This window comes from Halogranum gelatinilyticum (assembly GCF_900103715.1).
Classification (GTDB): Archaea; Halobacteriota; Halobacteria; order Halobacteriales; family Haloferacaceae; genus Halogranum; species Halogranum gelatinilyticum.
The window spans coordinates 139,695-157,291 of the sequence record NZ_FNHL01000003.1 but is presented as its reverse complement, the minus strand read 5'-3'; the positions used below and the strand labels follow the sequence as shown (position 1 = coordinate 157,291).

At 67.3% G+C, this 17,597-nt stretch carries 14 protein-coding genes; 10 read left to right on the top strand and 4 right to left on the bottom strand.

Going from position 1 to position 17,597, the window contains the following annotated elements; translation table 11 throughout:
* Positions 1 to 66 precede the first annotated feature (66 nt).
* Positions 67 to 2,217: a thermonuclease family protein gene (locus tag BLR57_RS12120; protein WP_089697837.1), complete on the top strand. Its 2,151-nt coding sequence runs from the start codon at positions 67 to 69 to the stop codon at positions 2,215 to 2,217.
* A 5-nt stretch (positions 2,218 to 2,222) separates the two neighbouring features.
* Here the strand turns inward: BLR57_RS12120 and BLR57_RS12115 are convergent, their stop codons facing one another.
* Positions 2,223 to 3,611, bottom strand: coding sequence for an arylsulfotransferase family protein (locus BLR57_RS12115; RefSeq protein ID WP_089697835.1), 1,389 nt, complete (start codon positions 3,609 to 3,611; stop codon positions 2,223 to 2,225).
* 78 nt (positions 3,612 to 3,689) lie between these two features.
* Here BLR57_RS12115 and menE point away from each other — a divergent pair, with 78 nt between their 5' ends.
* Positions 3,690 to 5,309, top strand: coding sequence for an o-succinylbenzoate--CoA ligase (menE, locus tag BLR57_RS12110; protein WP_089697833.1), 1,620 nt, complete (start codon positions 3,690 to 3,692; stop codon positions 5,307 to 5,309).
* Positions 5,310 to 5,343: 34 nt separating this feature from the next.
* Positions 5,344 to 7,023: a long-chain fatty acid--CoA ligase gene (locus BLR57_RS12105; protein ID WP_089697831.1), complete on the top strand. Its 1,680-nt coding sequence runs from the start codon at positions 5,344 to 5,346 to the stop codon at positions 7,021 to 7,023.
* A gap of 31 nt (positions 7,024 to 7,054) precedes the next feature.
* On the opposite strand, the gene BLR57_RS12100 is transcribed toward BLR57_RS12105, so the two are convergent.
* Positions 7,055 to 8,551 carry a TrkH family potassium uptake protein gene (locus BLR57_RS12100; protein ID WP_089697829.1) on the bottom strand — a complete coding sequence of 499 codons (1,497 nt, stop codon included), beginning with the start codon at positions 8,549 to 8,551 and terminating at the stop codon, positions 7,055 to 7,057.
* A gap of 178 nt (positions 8,552 to 8,729) precedes the next feature.
* On the opposite strand from BLR57_RS12100, the gene BLR57_RS12095 reads away from it, so the two are divergent.
* The 5 genes from BLR57_RS12095 to BLR57_RS12075 all read left to right on the top strand — a co-directional run bounded on the left by BLR57_RS12095 (position 8,730) and on the right by BLR57_RS12075 (position 13,300).
* Positions 8,730 to 9,878, top strand: a complete 1,149-nt coding sequence (locus BLR57_RS12095; protein WP_089697827.1) for an acyl-CoA dehydrogenase family protein — start codon at positions 8,730 to 8,732, stop codon at positions 9,876 to 9,878.
* A gap of 93 nt (positions 9,879 to 9,971) precedes the next feature.
* Positions 9,972 to 10,772 carry an N-acyl homoserine lactonase family protein gene (locus BLR57_RS12090; protein ID WP_089697824.1) on the top strand — a complete coding sequence of 267 codons (801 nt, stop codon included), beginning with the start codon at positions 9,972 to 9,974 and terminating at the stop codon, positions 10,770 to 10,772.
* Between the two features lie 167 nt (positions 10,773 to 10,939).
* Positions 10,940 to 11,167 (top strand): UPF0058 family protein, encoded by a 228-nt coding sequence (locus BLR57_RS12085; protein ID WP_089697822.1) that lies wholly within the window; start codon positions 10,940 to 10,942, stop codon positions 11,165 to 11,167.
* Positions 11,168 to 11,264: 97 nt separating this feature from the next.
* On the top strand, positions 11,265 to 13,043 hold the full coding sequence (locus BLR57_RS12080) for a helix-hairpin-helix domain-containing protein (RefSeq protein ID WP_089697820.1): 1,779 nt from the start codon (positions 11,265 to 11,267) through the stop codon (positions 13,041 to 13,043).
* Between the two features lie 98 nt (positions 13,044 to 13,141).
* A complete protein-coding gene (locus BLR57_RS12075) occupies positions 13,142 to 13,300 on the top strand; it encodes a DUF1059 domain-containing protein (RefSeq protein ID WP_089697818.1) in 159 nt (52 codons plus the stop codon).
* Here BLR57_RS12075 and BLR57_RS12070 read toward each other — a convergent pair.
* On the bottom strand, positions 13,297 to 13,515 hold the full coding sequence (locus BLR57_RS12070; RefSeq protein ID WP_089697816.1) for a DUF7511 domain-containing protein: 219 nt from the start codon (positions 13,513 to 13,515) through the stop codon (positions 13,297 to 13,299). The genes BLR57_RS12075 and BLR57_RS12070 overlap by 4 nt on opposite strands.
* A gap of 146 nt (positions 13,516 to 13,661) precedes the next feature.
* Here BLR57_RS12070 and BLR57_RS12065 point away from each other — a divergent pair, with 146 nt between their 5' ends.
* Both BLR57_RS12065 and BLR57_RS12060 read left to right on the top strand, forming a co-directional pair.
* Positions 13,662 to 13,847 carry a DUF7576 family protein gene (locus BLR57_RS12065; protein ID WP_089697813.1) on the top strand — a complete coding sequence of 62 codons (186 nt, stop codon included), beginning with the start codon at positions 13,662 to 13,664 and terminating at the stop codon, positions 13,845 to 13,847.
* A gap of 253 nt (positions 13,848 to 14,100) precedes the next feature.
* The gene (locus BLR57_RS12060) at positions 14,101 to 15,045 is read left to right on the top strand and encodes a calcium/sodium antiporter (RefSeq protein ID WP_394327576.1); all 945 of its coding nucleotides are present in this window, start codon (positions 14,101 to 14,103) and stop codon (positions 15,043 to 15,045) included.
* 28 nt (positions 15,046 to 15,073) lie between these two features.
* On the opposite strand, the gene BLR57_RS12055 is transcribed toward BLR57_RS12060, so the two are convergent.
* Positions 15,074 to 17,473 carry an ATP-dependent DNA helicase gene (locus tag BLR57_RS12055; protein ID WP_089697809.1) on the bottom strand — a complete coding sequence of 800 codons (2,400 nt, stop codon included), beginning with the start codon at positions 17,471 to 17,473 and terminating at the stop codon, positions 15,074 to 15,076.
* Positions 17,474 to 17,597 lie beyond the last annotated feature (124 nt).

Genomic DNA, 17,597 nt, shown 5'->3' with positions numbered 1-17,597 from the left:
GTTTATCGTTACCGAAGTAGTTATCGAATACTAACACTTAACCGCGGTCGGTCGGCAGAGACAGCCATGCGACGACGCAGCTTCCTCCGAACCGTCGGTGTCGCCACCGCGGCGACCTCGGTACTCGGCACCGGCCACGCCACACGCCGCGCGCTCGCCGCGGCCGACCGCATCCCCGCCATCGAGTTCGACTCCACCGCCAGCCTCCTCGCTCCGGACCGTACCCCGCTCACCGACGACAGCCACGTCGCCGTCTGGGCCGAAGCGAGCGCGTTCAACGTCGACGAGGACGGCGACGGCGACGCCGTCTCCTACCCCGACTCGACGCCGATTCCGCTCGTCGCCGTCGACGACGCGGTCGTCGGCTTCGGCGCGCCCATCGCGCAGAACGACGCGAACTTCGTCCGCGGCAACGAGGAGTTCGTCCTGAACGTGCTGGACGCCGAGGCAGGTAGTGGGACCGTCGCCTTCGACACCGGCCACGACCAGTTCTACGACCCCTCGCGCTTCGAGCAGTTCATCGGCTACACCGAAGCCAACGGCTACGACGTCGTCGGCACCGACGACCTCGCCGCCGAACTGCCGGACGCCTCAGCCGCCATCGTCACCTCACCCGCCTCGGCCTTCTCGCAGTCCGAACGCTCGGCCCTCCAAGCGTTCGTCGCCGACGGCGGCGCGCTGTTGCTCTTCGACCAGTCGGACTTCCGGAACTTCGACGCGACGGCCAATCTCAACGCCATCGCCGACGCGCTCGACCTCGCGTTCCGCTTCAACGACGACCAGGTGCTCGACCCCGACAACAACGTCGGTCCCGACTTCATCCCGCTCACGTCGAACTTCAACACGGCCTTCCCGTACTTCGCCGACCGGCCCGGTCTCGGCTTCGAACTCGACGCCGAGGAGACCTACACGGTCGACGTCGTCTCCGTCACCGACGGCGACACCGTCGACGTGCAGTTCGACAACGGCCGCGAGGAGACGGTTCGCGTCCTCGGCATCGACACGCCCGAGACGCCGCAGAACCGCTTCGCCGAGCGCGCCGAGGAGTGGGAGGGCATCGAGTCCTACGACTATCTCGGCGAGGCCGGGCTCTCGGCGACCGAGTTCGCACAGGGTGAACTCGAAGACGCCACCATCGACCTCGGCTTCGACACCAACGAACCCGTCCGCGACGCGTTCAACCGACTGCTCGGCTACATCAGCTACGACGCCGACGGCACCGGCGAGCGCGACACGCTCTACAACCGCCGCGCCGTCGAAGCGGGTCACGCCCGCCTCTACGATTCGAGTTTCGCGATGCACGACGACTTCTTCGACGCCGAACTCGCCGCCCGCGAGGCCGGACGCAACGTCTGGACCGCGAGCGACCCGGAGAACTCGACGACGATCCGAAACGACCCGGTCGACTCGTTGTTCTTCCCGAACGCGGCGGCCGTCCGCACCAGCGCGGGCGCGCTCGACCCACGACGCGCCCCGGTCTCCGCCGAATCGTCGGCGACGGTCGAGGGTGGGTCGGCCGCACACGAGTCGGACGAGATTCCGCTCGTCGGCATCGACGGCCACGCCCGCGTCGCCATGGTCGGCGCGCCGCTCGTCGACGAGAGCTACGAGGAGGCCGAGGGCTACCCGGTCTCGACGGCCGACTACGGCAACTTCGTCTTCCTGACGCATCTCGTCGACCGACTCTCCGACCGCGAGGGCGACGTGCTCATCGACGGCGGCCACGGCCAGTTCGGCGTCGGCTACGCGCTCTCCGCCGAGGACGCCGCCTACTACCAGCGGTATCTCGAAGGCGTCGGGGTCGGCTTCGAGGGGGTCAACACCATCACCCGCGAGAACCTCGACCGCGGTCGCGCGTTGCTCGTCACCGCGCCCGTCTCGGCGTTCTCCGACGCCGAACTCGAAGCACTGCGGGCGTTCGTCGCCGACGGCGGTGCCGTGGTCCTCCTCGGCGGCGACGTCCCGCCCGCCGCCCGCGACAACCTCGACGCCGTCGCCGACGCGCTCTGTTCGGACCTCCGACTCGACTCGGGCCGCGTCGTCGACACCGAAAGCAATCTCGACGACGACCCGGACGTCCCCGTCACCGGGAACGTCGACGACTGGTTCCGGCTGTTCGGCAGCTACGACGGCGAGACGACCTACAAACGCACCCGCGGCGGTCCGGGGCGGCCGGGCTGTTCGGCTGGCGGCAAAGGCAAGAACACGAAGAACTGAGTCGACTACTCTTTTCGGCGGAACCGCACCGGCTTGTGGAGGCTCACGGACCACGGTGCCCAGTAGAGTTCGAGCACGGCCCACAGGCCGAGCGTGGCCACCAGCCCGCCGACAACGAGTGCCTCGCGGAAGCCCATCCAGCCCGGCAGGACGAAGCCGAGTCCGAGGATGATCTCGCCGGGGACGATGGCGTAGGCGATGGCGCGAAGCGACAGGCCGCCACCGCCGCCGTCGCCCGCCTCGTGGGACTGGAGGTCCGCGCTGGCCGCGCTCGGGCCGCCGGTCGACTCGTCGCCCGTGCCGAGGCGTTCGGCCTCGTAGGGGAGGTTGACGGTCAGTTTCCAGACGACGTCGCCGGACTCGTCGACCTCGATGACCCGGTCGCCGTTGGAGTCCGTGACGAGCGTGTGGCCGTTCGGCAGGCGGTCGCCGTCGCGGGGCCACTGGAGGACCGCGTCGCCGTACTGCCAGGTCTGCTCCCACTCGCCGTCGACGCGCTGGTACTCGACGACGCGGTTGTTGTGGGAGTCGGCGACGAGGACGGCCGGGCCGCCCTGCGATTCGGGGAGGTAGTCGGGGTTGTGCTGCTCGTAGAGGATGTCGTAGTTGTCCTCCTCGCCGAGCGTCCAGTCCTCTTGAACACCTGTTTCGGGGTCGACGAAGACCACGCGGTCCTGATTGCGGAGGCTGAGCATGAAGCGGCCGTCGTCAAGGATTTCCACGTCGTTGATGTGGGTCCAGTCGGTCGGATACTCGCCACCCGAGTCGAGCGGGAGGTCCGACTGAGCGTCCCACTGCCACTCGACGATGCCCGTCTCGGTGTCGACGACGAACGCACGGTCCTCGGAGATGTCGGCGACGGCGAGGTGCGTCTCGTCGACGCGGTCGACGTCGTGCCAGCGGATGGAGGGTTCGTTGCGGACGACGTAGCCGTAGACCTCCCGCGTCTCGCCCGTCGAGACGTTCGTCCGGAGGACCGTATTGCGGTAGCAGTCGGTCGCGGCGTCGCACTGCTCGGCCGAGAGATACTCGGCGGCGACGTATTCGACGGTCGATTCGGTCCCCTCCACGGGGTCGACGTCCCAGTACGCTTGGTAGGTGTCGTCGTAGTAGGCGACGGAGCCGTCGGGGGCGACGGCGACGAGTTCGCCGGGGCTGTCGCCGACGAACGCCTGGTGCCAGCCCTCGCGGCCGAGACCCTGCGTGGCGACGACGGTGGTGCCGTTGGCCGGTTCGGCGATTGTCCCACCACGCTCGACGCGTTCGGGGAACGTCGGCGGCGCGGTGACGTACGAGACGGCGAGCAGGCCGACCGCGACGAGCACCACGAGAACGAAGGCGATACGGAGGGGGCGACGCGAGTCGAGAACCGAGCGGAGCCGAGAGAGCGCCATCTGTCGCTCCCTGCGGCAGGCGACTGAAAGAAGCTACCGATGCAAAGACAGTTGACCCCACAGGCCGACGTGCGGACGATGAACGACTGGCTCGCCCACCGCGCTCGGGCCACGCCCGACGCGACCGCGCTCGTCTGGGCCGAGACGGGCGACGAGTGGACTTACGCCGCCCTCGACGACGCCGTCGACGACCTCGCGGGCCGCCTCGCGGGACTCGGCATCGGTCCCGACGACCATCTCGGGATGCTGCTGTCGACACGGGTCGAAGCCGTCCGGGTCGTCCACGCGGCGATGCGGCTCGGGGCGACGCTCGTCCCGCTGAACACGCGGCTGACGCCGCGGGAACTCGACGACCAGGTCGAGCTGGCCGACGTGACCGCCGTCGTCTGCGGCGAGGCGACCGAACAGCTCGCCGTCGAGGCCACCGACGCGGCCGAGTCGGTCCCCCTCGTCTCGCTCGACGAACCACAGTGGGAACACGTCGAGCCGCTGTCGGCGGCGAGCAGCGAGCCGTTCGACCGCGCCGACTGGGCCGACGACGACCGGCTCCTCTTACTGTTCACGTCGGGGACGACCGGCGACCCGAAGGCCGTCACGCTGACCTACGGCAACATCTATTCGAGTGCCGTCGCCAGCGCGTTCCGGCTCGGCATCCTCCCCGAGGACCGCTGGCTCGTTCCGCTGTCGCTCTACCACATGGGCGGGCTTGCACCCCTCTACCGGTCGACGCTCTACGGGTCCACGGTGGTGCTCCGCGGTGAGTTCGAGCCGGGACCGACCGCCGACGACGTCGACAGCTACGACGTGACGGGCGTCTCGCTCGTGCCGACGATGCTCAAGCGGATGCTCGACAGCCGCGGGACGCTCGCGGACTCGCTGCGGTTCGTCCTCCTCGGGGGCGCGCCCGCCCCGGACAGCCTCGTCGAGCGCTGTCGGGACTACCACGTCCCGGTCTGTCCGACCTACGGCATGACCGAGACGGCCTCGCAGATTTCGACCGCCCGCACGCAGGAGGCGGTCGAACAGCTCGGGACCGTCGGCCAACCACTGTTCGGGACCGACGTGACCGTCGTCGACGAGGACGGCGAGCCGGTCGACCAGGGCGAACTCGGCGAGTTCGTCGTCTCGGGACCGACGGTCACGCCGGGCTACTACCACAACCCGGAGGCGACCGAGGCGGCGTTTTCGCAGCTCGGTCTCCACACTGGCGACGTGGGCTACCGCGATGAGGCCGGTCGGCTGTACGTCAGAAACCGGAAGGACGACCGCATCATCACCGGCGGCGAGAACGTCGACCCCGGCGAGGTCGTCGCCGTCCTTCGCGAACATCCCGGTATCGAGGACGCCGCCGTCGTCGGACTGCCCGACGAGGAGTGGGGCGAGAAAGTGGCCGCACTGGTCGTCGCCCGCGACGACGAACTGACGGCCGAGGAGGTGGAGGAGCACTGTCGCGAGCGGCTGGCCGGCTACAAGCTCCCCCGGCTCGTCGACTTCACGGACGAGTTACCCCGGACTGCCTCTGGGACGGTCGAGCGGGCGGCGGTGCGCGAGATTCTGACCGCGCCAGACCGTGTCGACGTCGCCGACGCCGAGGAGACGGCGGCGGGCGACGCCAGCCCGAAGGCGGCGGGCGAGACGGACGAGCGGGAATCGCGAGACGAGACCGCTAGCCGGGACGGCGACGACGACGCTTTGTAGGAACAATCATTAGGGACCGGCCGCTTGTCAGGGTATGGCAGGCACGACTGACCAGACTCTGCGGCCGTTCTTGTGGCGGGCGAGTCGACTGTTCCCCGACCAGGAGATCGTCTCGCGGACCCACGAGGGGATGCAACGGTTCACCTACAGCGAGTACGAGGAGCGTGTGGGACAGCTCGCGAACGCGCTCGCCGCGGCTGGCGTCGGCGAGGGCGACCGGGTCGCGACGTTCTCGTGGAACCACCACTGGCACTTCGAGACCTACTTCGCCGCGCCGAGCATGGGTGCGCAGCTCCACACCATCAACCCCCTCCTTCCCGACCACCACATCCAGTACATCGTCGAGAACGCGAACGACTCGGTGGTCCTCGTCGACCCGTCGCTCCTCCCGAAGCTGGAGGCGGCGGTCACCGCCGAGGGCGGCGAGGAGGCGTTCGCCTCCGTCGACCAGTTCGTCGTCGTCGGCAGCGAGGTTCCCGACACCTCCCTCGACATCGTCGACTACGACTCCTTCGTCGGCGGCCACGACACTGAGTACGACTGGCCCGCAGTGAGCGAAGAACAGCCAGCCGGGATGTGTTACACCTCCGGCACCACGGGCAAGCCGAAGGGCGTCGAGTACACCCAGCAAATGCTCTGGGCGCACACGATGGCCTCCTTGCCGCAGACGGGTCTCGACATCGGCGCGTCCGACGTGGTGATGCCGGTGGTCCCGATGTTCCACGTCAACGCCTGGGGACTGCCGTTCACGACGACCGCGGCGGGCGCGAAACACGTCTACCCCGGCCCGTCGCCGACGCCGGAGGACCTCGCGAAGCTCATCGAGGAGGAGGGCGTGACCATGACCGCGGGCGTCCCGACGGTCTGGCTCGGCCTGCTCGACTATCTCGACGAGCACGACGCGGACCTCTCCTCCTTGGAGCGCATCGTCATCGGCGGCAGCGCGGCCCCGCCGTCGGTCATCCGCCGCTTCGACGAGGAGTACGACGTCGACGTGCTCCACGCGTGGGGGATGTCGGAGATGTCGCCCGTCGGCACCGTCTCGCATCTCAAACCCGAGATGCAGGACTGGCCGAAGGAGGAGCAGTACGAGAAGCGGGCCAAGCAGGGCCTGTTCGTCCCCGGGCTGGAGTACCGCGTCGTCGACGACGACGGCAACGAAGTACCGGAAAACGGCGAGGACTTCGGCGAGCTGTGGGTCCGTGGTCCGTGGGTCGTCACGGAGTACTTCAAACGGCCCGACGCCAACGAGGAGGACTTCGTGGACGCGCCGGACGGAAAGTGGCTCAAGACGGGCGACGTGGTCACCATCGACCCCGACGGCTACATGGAACTCGTCGACCGCGCGAAGGACGTCATCAAGAGCGGCGGCGAGTGGATCTCCTCCGTCGAACTGGAGAACACGCTCATGGCCCACGACGACGTCGCCGAGGCGACCGTCATCGGCGTGCCGCACGAGCGGTGGCAGGAGCGGCCCGTGGCGTTCGTCGTGCCGAAGCAGGGAGCCGACGAGGCGGCCCTGAAGGCCGACCTGCAGGCGATGGTCAAAGACGAGTTCCCGAAGTGGTGGGCACCGGACGAGGTCGTCTTCATCGACGAGGTGCCGAAGACGGCGACCGGGAAATTCGACAAGAAGGTGCTGCGTGACGAGTACGACGACGAATCGCTGGTCTCGGGGAAGACGCCCGACGACGCCGCGCCTGGGCAGGACTGAACCGTCAGTTCGGTCGTCGCAACTCTCTCTTTTACGACCGCCAGTACGAGGGCGTCAAGATGACCAGCACGGGGATGATCTCGATCCTGCCGAGCCACATCAGGAAGGTCATGAGCAGCGTCGTCGTCCGCGAGAAGGGCTCGTAACTCGCGAACGGTCCCGCGATACCGAACGCCGGGCCGACGTTGAAGAACGTCGAGGCCGCCGCCCCCATCGCCTCGAACTCGGTGACGTCGACGCGACTCCGCGAGGCGTTGACCGCGACGATCACCGTCGCGACGATGAAGACGAGCAGGCTGACGAGCGTGTAGGCGTAGATGTCTCGGATGGTATCCTCGTCGACGACGCTGCCGCTCAGCCGAACCGGTCGGACGACGCTGGGATTCGAGGCGACGAACAGGTCCCGGCGGAACGCTTTGACCACGACCAGCCAGCGCACCGTCTTGATGGAACAGGTCGTACTGCCGGCCATCCCGCCGACGAACATACAGACGAACAGCAGATGTTTCGCGCCCGACGACCAGAGGTCGAAGTTCGTGCTCGCGTAGCCCGTCGTCGTCACGATGGAAACGACCTGAAAGAGCGCGTGGCGGAGGACCTCTTCGGGATTCGAGTAGGGTCCGCCTTCGAGGACGAGCACGCCCGCGACGCCGATGGTAAACAGCCCCAAAAGCGAGATGTAGAAGCGGAACTCGTCGCTCTCGCGCAGGCGGCCGACGTTGCCGCGGAGGACGACGTAGATGAGGATGAAGTTCGTCGCGCCGATGATCATGAAGGGGATGATCGCCCACTGGACCGCGGGCGAGAACGCGGCGATGCTCTCCGCCCGTGGCGAGAAGCCGCTGGTCGAAACCGTCGTGAACGCGTGGGCGACCGCGTCGTAGAGCGTCATCTCGGGTGCGAGTCCGACGAGATGCAGGGCCATCAGGACGGCCACCTGCAACGCCGTCAGGCCGAGATAGACCCGCCAGAGCAGCCCCGCAGTCTCCGAGATACGCGGGGTGAGCTTGTTGACGTCGCGAGTCTGGGATTCGGTCTCCATGAGCTGCGCGCCACCGACGCCGAGCTGTGAGAGCACGGCCGTCGCCAGCACAAGGATGCCGAGACCGCCGAGCCACTGCAGTATCGCTCGCCACAGGAACATCGCCCGCGAGTGCGCCTCGAAGTCGACGACGACCGTCGCGCCCGTCGTCGTGATGCCGCTCATCGCCTCGAACAGCGCGTTGGTCGGGTCGGCGATGGTGCCGTTTCCGGCGAGGACGAACGGGACGGCACCGACGAACGCGACGCCGAGCCAGGTCAGCGCGACCATCAAGAACGCCTCCCGCTCGCGGAGGTCGCGGCTCGTCGTCACCCGCTCCAACCCGAACCCGAGCGCGAGGGTTCCGGCCATCGTGAGCGCGAACGGCCGTAGTGGTGTCCCGTCGTAGAGTGCCAGTGCGAGCGGAAGGACGAGCGGGACCCACAGCCACTTCAGGACCGTCCCGACCAACCCGACGCTCACTCGCCAGTCGACTCGGGTCCTCATGTGGTAGTTCTCACCTCCACTGTTCAGTCACACCGACAAAAACACGTGGGACTCGGCGACTCTCGTTGCCGGACTGCGGACCGACAGCTTCGTGTCGGCACTGCAGAAAACAATAAACTTGTTTCAGTGGACATCGAATTTCACTTGGTATTAAATCATGTGGGTTCTACCCACCTGCATGGACCTTCTCGACGACTCCATCGTCCCCGAACACGCCCGCGAGGTCAAGCAGCAGGCCCGCGAGTTCGCCGAAGAGTACATCGAGCCGAACGCTGAGGAGTATTACCGTACGGGTGAGTATCCGTGGGAGATCCTCGAAGCCGGGATGGACGCCGGACTCGTCGCCCAGGACATCGCCGAGGAGTACGGCGGTTCCGGCTACGACCTCGAACAGATACTCGCCATCGCCGAGGAGTTCTACAAGGCCGACGCCGGCATCGCGCTGACGCTCCAGCTCGCGAGTTTCGGCTGTGAGATCGTCGAACAGTACGGCTCCGAGGAGCAGAAAGAGGAGTATCTCCGCCCCGTCGCGGAGAACGACCAGATTTCGGGCCTCGCCGTCTCGGAACCCGAGACCGGGTCGGACCTCGCCGGCATGACCACGACGGCCGAGAAGACCGACGACGGCTGGGTGCTCAACGGCGAGAAGTACTGGATCGGCAACGGCGTCGAGGCCGACTGGCTGACCGTCTACGCGAAGACGGGCGACGCCGAGGACCGCTACTCGAACTACTCGATGTTCATCGTCGAGACCGACACCGAGGGCTACGAGGCCGAACACATCCCGGAGAAGATGGGGATGCGCGCGTCGAAGCAGGCCCACATCGTCTTCGACGACTGCACCATTCCGGAAGAGAACCTCGTCGGCACCGCCGGTGGCGGCTTCTACATGCTCGCGGACTTCTTCAACCACGGCCGCGTCGTCGTCGGCGGCCACGGTCTCGGGATGGCCGCCGCCGCCATCGAGGAGGCGTGGGACTTCGTCCACGACCGCAACGCCTTCGGCCGCAACATCTCGGAGTTCCAGGCCGTCCAGCACGACCTCGCCGACATGCTCTTGGAGTTCGAGTCGGCCCGCTCGCTCAACTGGCGCGCCGCCGAGAAGGTGAAGAACCACGACAACGCGGGCTACTGGGCCGCGCTCTGTAAGTGCCGTTCGACCGAGGCCTCCGTCTTCTGTGCCGAGCGCGGGATGCAGCTCCACGGCGGCCGCTCGAACCTGACGGACCGGCGCATCGCTCGCGTCTACCGCGACGTCCGCATCCCGGTCATCTACGAGGGTGCCAACGCGGTCCAGCGCAACCTCATCTACCGCCAGCGGCAGTAAGGCCGCCAGCGGCAGTAAGTTCGCACCCCGCCCGACCACGCCTCGGCCTCTCACCGAGCCAACAGTTATTCTCGCGGCACCCTAACCACCGTTATGTCCGACCTGTCAGTCACGCCCGTCGACCGCGGCCGCGTCTACGCCGACACGAACTACGTCGTCGACGGCTACGCCATGGCCGACGCCGAGACCCCGAACCCGACCCACGAGATGGCCGAGTTCGTCGTCTGGAACGCCGTCGTCGACGGTCCCGAGACGACGGTGCTCTGGGATACCGGCTCGCACCCCGACGCCGGCGACGGGTACTGGCCCGCGCCGCTCTACAACGCCTTCGAGCACGTCGACGCCGCCGACCACCGCCTCGCGGACGACCTCGACGCGGCGGGCTACGCTCTCGACGACATCGACGCGGTCGTCATGAGCCATCTCCATCTGGACCACGCGGGCGGCCTCTCCGAGTTCGCCGGGACTGACGTCCCGATTTACGTCCACGAGGAGGAGCTGAAGTTCGCCTACTACAGCGCGAAGACGACCGAGGGGTCTATCGCCTATCTCGCGAGCGACTTCGACCACGACCTCAACTGGGAGATCGTCCACCGCCACCGTCACACGCTCTTCGACGGTTTCGAACTCCTCCACCTGCCGGGGCACACGCCCGGCGTCATGGGCGCGAAACTCGACCTCGGTGACGAGACGCTGCTCATCGCGGGCGACGAGTGTTACGTCGACGCCAACTGGGCAGACGAGGCCCCGCTCGGTCCCGGCTTGCTCTGGAGCGAGCGCGACTGGTTCGAGAGCCTCCAGACGTTGAAGGAACTCGAACGTCGTCACGACGCCGCCGTCCTCTACGGCCACGACCTCGACCGCTTCGAGACACTGGCCGAGCGGCTGGGCTGATATGACACGGCCGAGCAGTTGGGCAGATATGAGATGGCCGAGCGGCCGATATCCCGGATAAATCTCCAGCTAGTTCGCCCTTTATTTCCGGACAGTCAGATTCGCAAATTCCTTCGAAACGGTTCTTACCGCGTCATTTAGGCCGTCTGAGCACGTTAGTGTATCCTGTGAAGAAGAACGAACTGATTCACCTCCACACGCTCCTCGCGCAGATCGCAGAGCGGTTCATCGCGCGTGGAGTCGCAACGTCGGCGGACTTCGAACCCTACACCGCCCTCGGCGTGACGCCGATGACACTCCGAGAGTCGAGAGACCGCCACGAGGAAGCGGTACAGACCCTCACACGACTTCTTGCAGACTGCGCGCGGCGGGCCGAGACGGTCCCCGCCCAGTAAGCGACACGCTTCGCGCGAGGTACCGGAACCCGTGCGCCGAGTCCGTTCACGACGAGCGACAGGTAACCACTAAGCCAGCGGCCATACCACACCAGGTATGCGACTGGAGGACTACTGGGGAGTCGGACCGAAGACGAAGACACGGCTCACCGACGCGCTCGGGACCGAGGCCGCCATCGACGCCATCGAGTCGGCGGACCTCCGCGCGCTCGCCGACGCCGGCATCACCCGCGGCCGAGCCACGCGCATCCTCCGGCGGGCCAACGGCGACGCGGGGATGTCGATGCTCGGCACCTCGGACGCCCGAAACGTCTACGACGAACTGCTCTCGCTGGCCGGTGAGTACGCTGTCACCGAACACGCTGCCGACCGGATTCGCGTCCTGACGCCGCTGACCGACCGCGAGGCCATCACCGACCGCCTCGACAGCGTACTCGCCGCCCGCGAGGCGTGGGACTCGCTCGACGAGGCCGACAGAGACGCTGTCCTCGACGCCTTCGCCCGCTACGACGAGCGTGGCGGGACCGAACGCGCGGCCGTCGAGACCGCGCTCGCGCTCCGCGAGGCCGGACTCCGCGGCGAGACCTTCGCCGCACTCGACGACGTCGACCCCGACGCGCTCCGTGAGGCGGCGGGCGCGCTCGGCTACGTCTCCGAGGGCCGCGTCGTCGACGGCGCGGACGACGAACTCGACCGCCTGCGTCGCCAGCACGAGGCGGCGAAATCCCTCGCCAACGACGCCTTCGACGTGCTCGACACCGTCCGCGATTCGGGCGTCCGCACGCTCGACGACTTCGAACACGCCGTCGTCGAGTACGTCACCCGCGAGACCGACCTGACGCGGAGCGACGTCCAACGCGCCGCCGCCGACGACCCCGTCGACGCCGCGGACTTCGTGAGTACGACGCTGCGCGCGCTGGCGGCGGACTTGGAGGAACAGGTCGCAGACCGCGAGGAGACGGTCGAGGCGGAGATTCGAGAGGCGGTAGAGACCGCCCGCGACGACGTCGACGCCGCGGTCGCCGCCGTCGACGACATCGGCTTCGCCCTGTCGCTGGCGCGGTTCGCCGAGGCGCACGACCTCCGGCGGCCGACCCTCGTCGACGACGGTCTCGCCGTGACTGGCGCGCGGAACCTGCTCCTCTCGGGCGACGTCCAACCCGTCACCTACGGCGTCGGCGAACACGCCCTCGCTGGCAACGCTGGCGTCGACCGCGCAGGCAACGGCGCGGCGGGCGACATCACACCCCCCTCCGGCGACCGCGTGACGGTCCTCACGGGGGCGAACTCCGGCGGGAAGACGACCCTGCTCGAGACGCTCTGTCAGGTCGTCCTGCTCACCGCGATGGGACTGCCCGTGCCCGCGGAGGCCGCGGAGATCGGCGCGTTCGACACGGTCGTCTTCCACCGACGACACGCCAGTTTCAACGCGGGCGTCCTCGAGTCGACGCTGAAATCCATCGTCCCGCCGCTGACCGACGACGGGCGGGCACTGATGCTCGTCGACGAGTTCGAAGCCATCACCGAACCCGGCAGAGCGGCCGACCTGCTCAACGGACTGGTCCAACTGACCGTCGACCGCGGCGCGCTCGGCGTCTACGTGACGCATCTCGCGGACGAGCTGAGTCCGCTGCCATCGCAGGCGCGCATCGACGGCATCTTCGCCGAGGGGCTGACCCAGGACCTCGCGCTACAGGTGGATTACCAGCCGCGGTTCGGCACCGTCGGCAAGTCCACCCCGGAGTTCATCGTCTCCCGACTCGTCGCCAACGCCCGCGACCGCGCCGAGCGACAGGGCTTCGAGGCACTGGCGGCCGCCGTCGGCGAGGAGGCCGTCCAGCGGACGTTGTCAGATGCGCAGTGGGACGGAGAATAGGCGGACGAACGGCTGGTAATCGTCCCCTCAACGAACGAAACCGTCTCGAAACCCCGAGAAACACGTACCACTCACCGACTCCTCACGACGCACAACCCATGGGCTGGAGCCGGAAGCTCGTCTGTCGGCCGGGCTGTCCCTACGAGGTCACGTCGGAGGACGACGAACAGCTCGTCGCCGTCATGCTCGAACATATGTGGGACGACCACGGCGTCGCCGTCGACCCCGAGGACCTCCGCGAGATGATCTCCGGCTAGCAGGCGTCGGCGAGGTCGACGAAGCAGTCGAAGTTCGCCGAGAGCCAGACCGTGGTTCTGTCCAGGTGGCCGCGTTGTCGCGGAAAGATGGTACACTCGTCGGGACCGTTTCCGTCGCTGACGACGACACTGTGGAGGTCGAAGTCGCGTCCCGTCCGCGTATCCGTGTCTCTCCGACGGTCCACCGCCTCGAACTCCGTGTCGACGCCTGACATGACTCGGGTGAGAAAACCCGCGGCGGCCACATAAACCCCGCTAAGAGGACTCCATAGCCGAACGTAGCGGTCGGCAGGCTCTCCCTTCGGCCGAAACTGCCGTCGCAGTCGGATTGAAGTGCCGCCAGCGACGACTCTTCCGGAACATGGTTGACCCCACCTCTGACCTCGGTGAGGACGTAGACGAGAGCAACGCACCCGAGTGTGCGACCTGCGGCGAACTGATCATCCAATCGCCCACACACCGCGTGCTCACGTCTGTCGAGGACGGTATCGTCCAGCACCGGCATTTCTGTGACGACGACTGCAAGGCCGAGTGGACCGAGAACTGACCCACGACCCCTCTCACGCACCGCCACCGACGCACCGCGCGCCCGAAGCTCCCTCCGCGCTACTGACTCCTCTGGACTGTTGATTCTCTCAGATTCATAATTATTGTTCCTGATGGCTGACTCGGCGGATTTATCACTCGTTGTCGGCTACCGACCGGTAATGTTCCGTTCGGCCGACTTATCGAGCTATCTGTTATCTCCTGACACACCGGTGGTACTCCAGACCGGCGGGGGAGTCTCGGCAGCCGACGTGCTGCTCTCGACGAACACGCTCTATCTCGTCGTGGGCATTCTCCTCTTGTATCTCGGTGCCGAACTCCTCGTCGACGGTGCCGCCCGCCTCGCGCTCGGCTTCGGACTCAAGGCCGCGATCGTCGGCGTCACCGTCGTCGCCTTCGCGACGACGACGCCCGAACTGTTCGTCGCCATCCTCTCGGGACTCGACTACTCGACGAGCCTCGGGCTGGGAGCCATCATCGGTTCCAACATCGCCAACATCGGTCTCGTGCTCGGCATCGCCGCGCTCATCCGGCCGCTCTCTGTCAACGAGGACGTCTTCCGCGAGCACGTGCCCTTCATGGTGCTCGCGGCGGTGCTCCTCGTCGGTCTGGGACTCGACGGTACTCTCGGTCGCTTCGACGGTGGGGTGTTTCTCCTGCTGCTCGCGGCGTTCACGGGCTATCTGTTCTACCGGATGCAGCAGACCGAGGGTGAAGTCGAGTCCGACGAGGTCGACCTCGACGAGGACGTCGACCCCAAGCTGATGGACTTCGCGAAGCTCGGTGGCGGCCTCCTGTTGCTCCTGCTCGGCTCGCGCTGGCTCATCCAGGGCGGCCAGGGCGCGCTCGAAGCACTCGGCTTCGGGCCGCGCTTCGTCGGTCTCACGGTGCTCGCGTTCGGGACGTCGCTGCCGGAACTGGCGGCCTCCGTCGTCAGCGCGGCTCGCGGTGAGGAAGAACTCTCCATCGGCAACGTCGTCGGCTCCAACATCTACAACATCCTCGCTGTCCTCGGCGTGCTCGCGCTGATGGTCCCGCTCAACGTCCCCACGGACACGCTCAGCTTCGACTTCCCGGTGCTCATCGTCTTCACCTTCGGCATCATCGCCATCATGCTCAACAACCGCGACATCTCCCGGCTCGACGGCGGCGTCCTCGTCGGCGGCTACCTCGTCTTCTTCTACTTCCTCCTGCCCTGAGTCGACTCGTCGACTCAGTCGGTGTGACTTAGAGACTCGCCTCGCCGTCCCAGAAACGGTCGAGCGCGAACGACAGCATATCGGGACTCACCGGACGGAACTCCTCGCGCTCTTCTTCGGGCAGATACTCGCGGACGCTGTTCCACGACTCGCGAGCGTAGCGGCCGTCGACGAAGACGCGGACGCCGACCTCGTCGCTTCCGCGGATGACGCGGCCGATGGCCTGCCGCGCCTTGCGGACCGCCGGGACAGTCAGGGCGGTCTCGAAGCCGCTTCGGCTTCCACCGCCGCCACCGCCGCCGCCAGTACCACGACCCGCCGCGCTCCCGTCGCTGCCGAACTCCCGGTCGTAGGCCGTCACGAGCGCTTTGGTTCGGGGACTGGCCGTGTTGATGATGGGGACGCCGCAGACGACGGCGGCCGACAGGCGGTCGCCGCGGTAGTCGACGCCCTCGGTGAGCGTCCCTCGCAGACTGGTCACGAGCACCTTGTCCTGCCCGCCGAAGAAGTCCGTCTTCAGCGACTCGGTGGCGACGTCGTCACTCGACTCGTCGACGAGGACAGGCTTGTCCAGTCGCTCGCGGAGGACGCTCGCGATCCACTCGGCCTCGCCGTAGCTCGGCATCCCGACGAGCACGTTGCCGGGGCGTCGGGCGACTTCCGCGACCGAGTCGGCGTAGACGCGGCGCGTCTCGTTGTCCTCGCCCGGCGACCCGCGGTTGCCGTAGGTGAACTTCGGCGCGTCGACCGCGAAGCTCGCACGGTTCTCCTCGGGGAAGCCAAGACCGAAGGTCCGTTCGACGACGGGGCGGCCTTCTTCCTCCAAGTAATCGAGTCCCGAGACGCGACGGAAGACGTCGAGCGGTTCGAGCGTCGCGCTCATCAGGACGCCGCCGCCGAACTCGGCGAGCCGGTCGCCGATGGCGTCGCTCGGGACGCAGTTGTGCAGCGCGAGCCGGGCGTTGTAGGCGCGTCGCCACGAGTCCGGTGGCTGCGTCTCGTCCCACGTTCTCTCTAACTCGATTTCGCGGAAGTAGCGCTCGTGGTCCTGGCGGTACCACTCGCCGAGAACGCGGCCGACACCGGGCGTCACCCGTTTCTTGTCCTCCTCCTCGGCGGAGTTGAGGATGCGGGCGACGGTCGAACCGATGATCTCGGCGCGCGCCCAGACGCCGCCGTCGTAGCCCTCCTCTCCTGCCCACTCGGTGATCTCGTCGGTCGCGGGGACCTCGGGGTCCCGGAGGGGAAGTTCGTGGTCGTCCAGTTGGGTCAAATCGGCCCGCCAGTCGGGTTGGACGTGGTCGAGGTGGGCCGTGACGCGCCGGTCGAGTTCCTCGCGGAGGTCGCGGACGAACGACCGGAGTTCCTTCAACTCGCTGAGCGTGACGTCTGACTCCTCGAGTTCGGCGCGGACGAGTTGGGCGTCCATCGTCTGCGCGCCGGTCGACTTCGCGCCGTCGTCCTCGAACTCGACGGGCTGGATGACGCGCGTCAGCTCCGATTCGGCGTCGCGGAGGCTCACGTCACCGACGGCGTCGCTGACGAGGTCGCGGACGCGCGGTTCGAGCATATGCGCCTCGTCGCAGACAAGGAACGTCGAGTCGTCGAGCAGCGCGCCGGTGAACGTCGACGCCGTCGTCGGGTCGAAGGCGTGGTAGTAGTTGCCGACGACGACCTCGACGTGGGAAAGCACCGCGCCCATCATCGAGTGGGGACAGGTGCCGAAGCCAGCGGAGAGCGAGACGAGGTCGTCGGGTTCGATGAGGCCCTGACTGTCGAAGTCGAACGGGACGGCCTCGATGGGGTCGCCGTCCTCCGGCAGGTCGTCGAGGAACTGCGCGTAGAACGGGCAGAACTCGGTGTCGCCGTACTCGGGCATTTCTGGCAAGTAGGGCGTCGGGTCGCCCGCGGTCTCGAGATAGTCGGGACCGCTGGAGCTTGAGTCGGCGAGTCCGGTCTGGGCACTCCGGGCCTGCGAGACGAGGCTCGCGGCGGTGGTGTCGCCGCCGTCGCCGACGAGGTTTCGCGTCCGCTCGCGGAGTCCCTCACAGCGGTCGTAGACGTTCTTCTCGTCGATGCCAGCGACGCGCTCGCGGCTGTACGGACAGACGTCCGCCTTGCCGACGAGCGTCAGCCCGGAGACGGGTCGCCAGTCGTCGGGGAGGTTGTCGTTGATGGTGCGGAGGTCGTCCTCGAACTGTCGGAGCTGCTGTTTGACGCTCGTGAGGACGACCACGCGTTCGTAGTCGGAGTCGGGGTCGCGCACGCGGTCGATGCCCGCCGTCAGCGCGAGCATGGTCTTGCCAGTCCCACAGGCACCTTCGAGGACGACGAAGCCGCCGTCGTCTGCGGTCTCGATGGCCGTCTCGATGCCTGCCGCCTGTTCTGGATACGGCTCCGCGTGGCCGAACACCGACTCCCAGGTCACGTCGCTTCCTCACTGTCCGTCATGGTTAGCTGTATCGGAGCGTGGTCGCCTTCTCAGACAAAAGGGTTCGGCTGGGGTGTCGTCAGCGAGGGCGGCTTGTCGGCGAGGTCGGCCCGTCGATGGG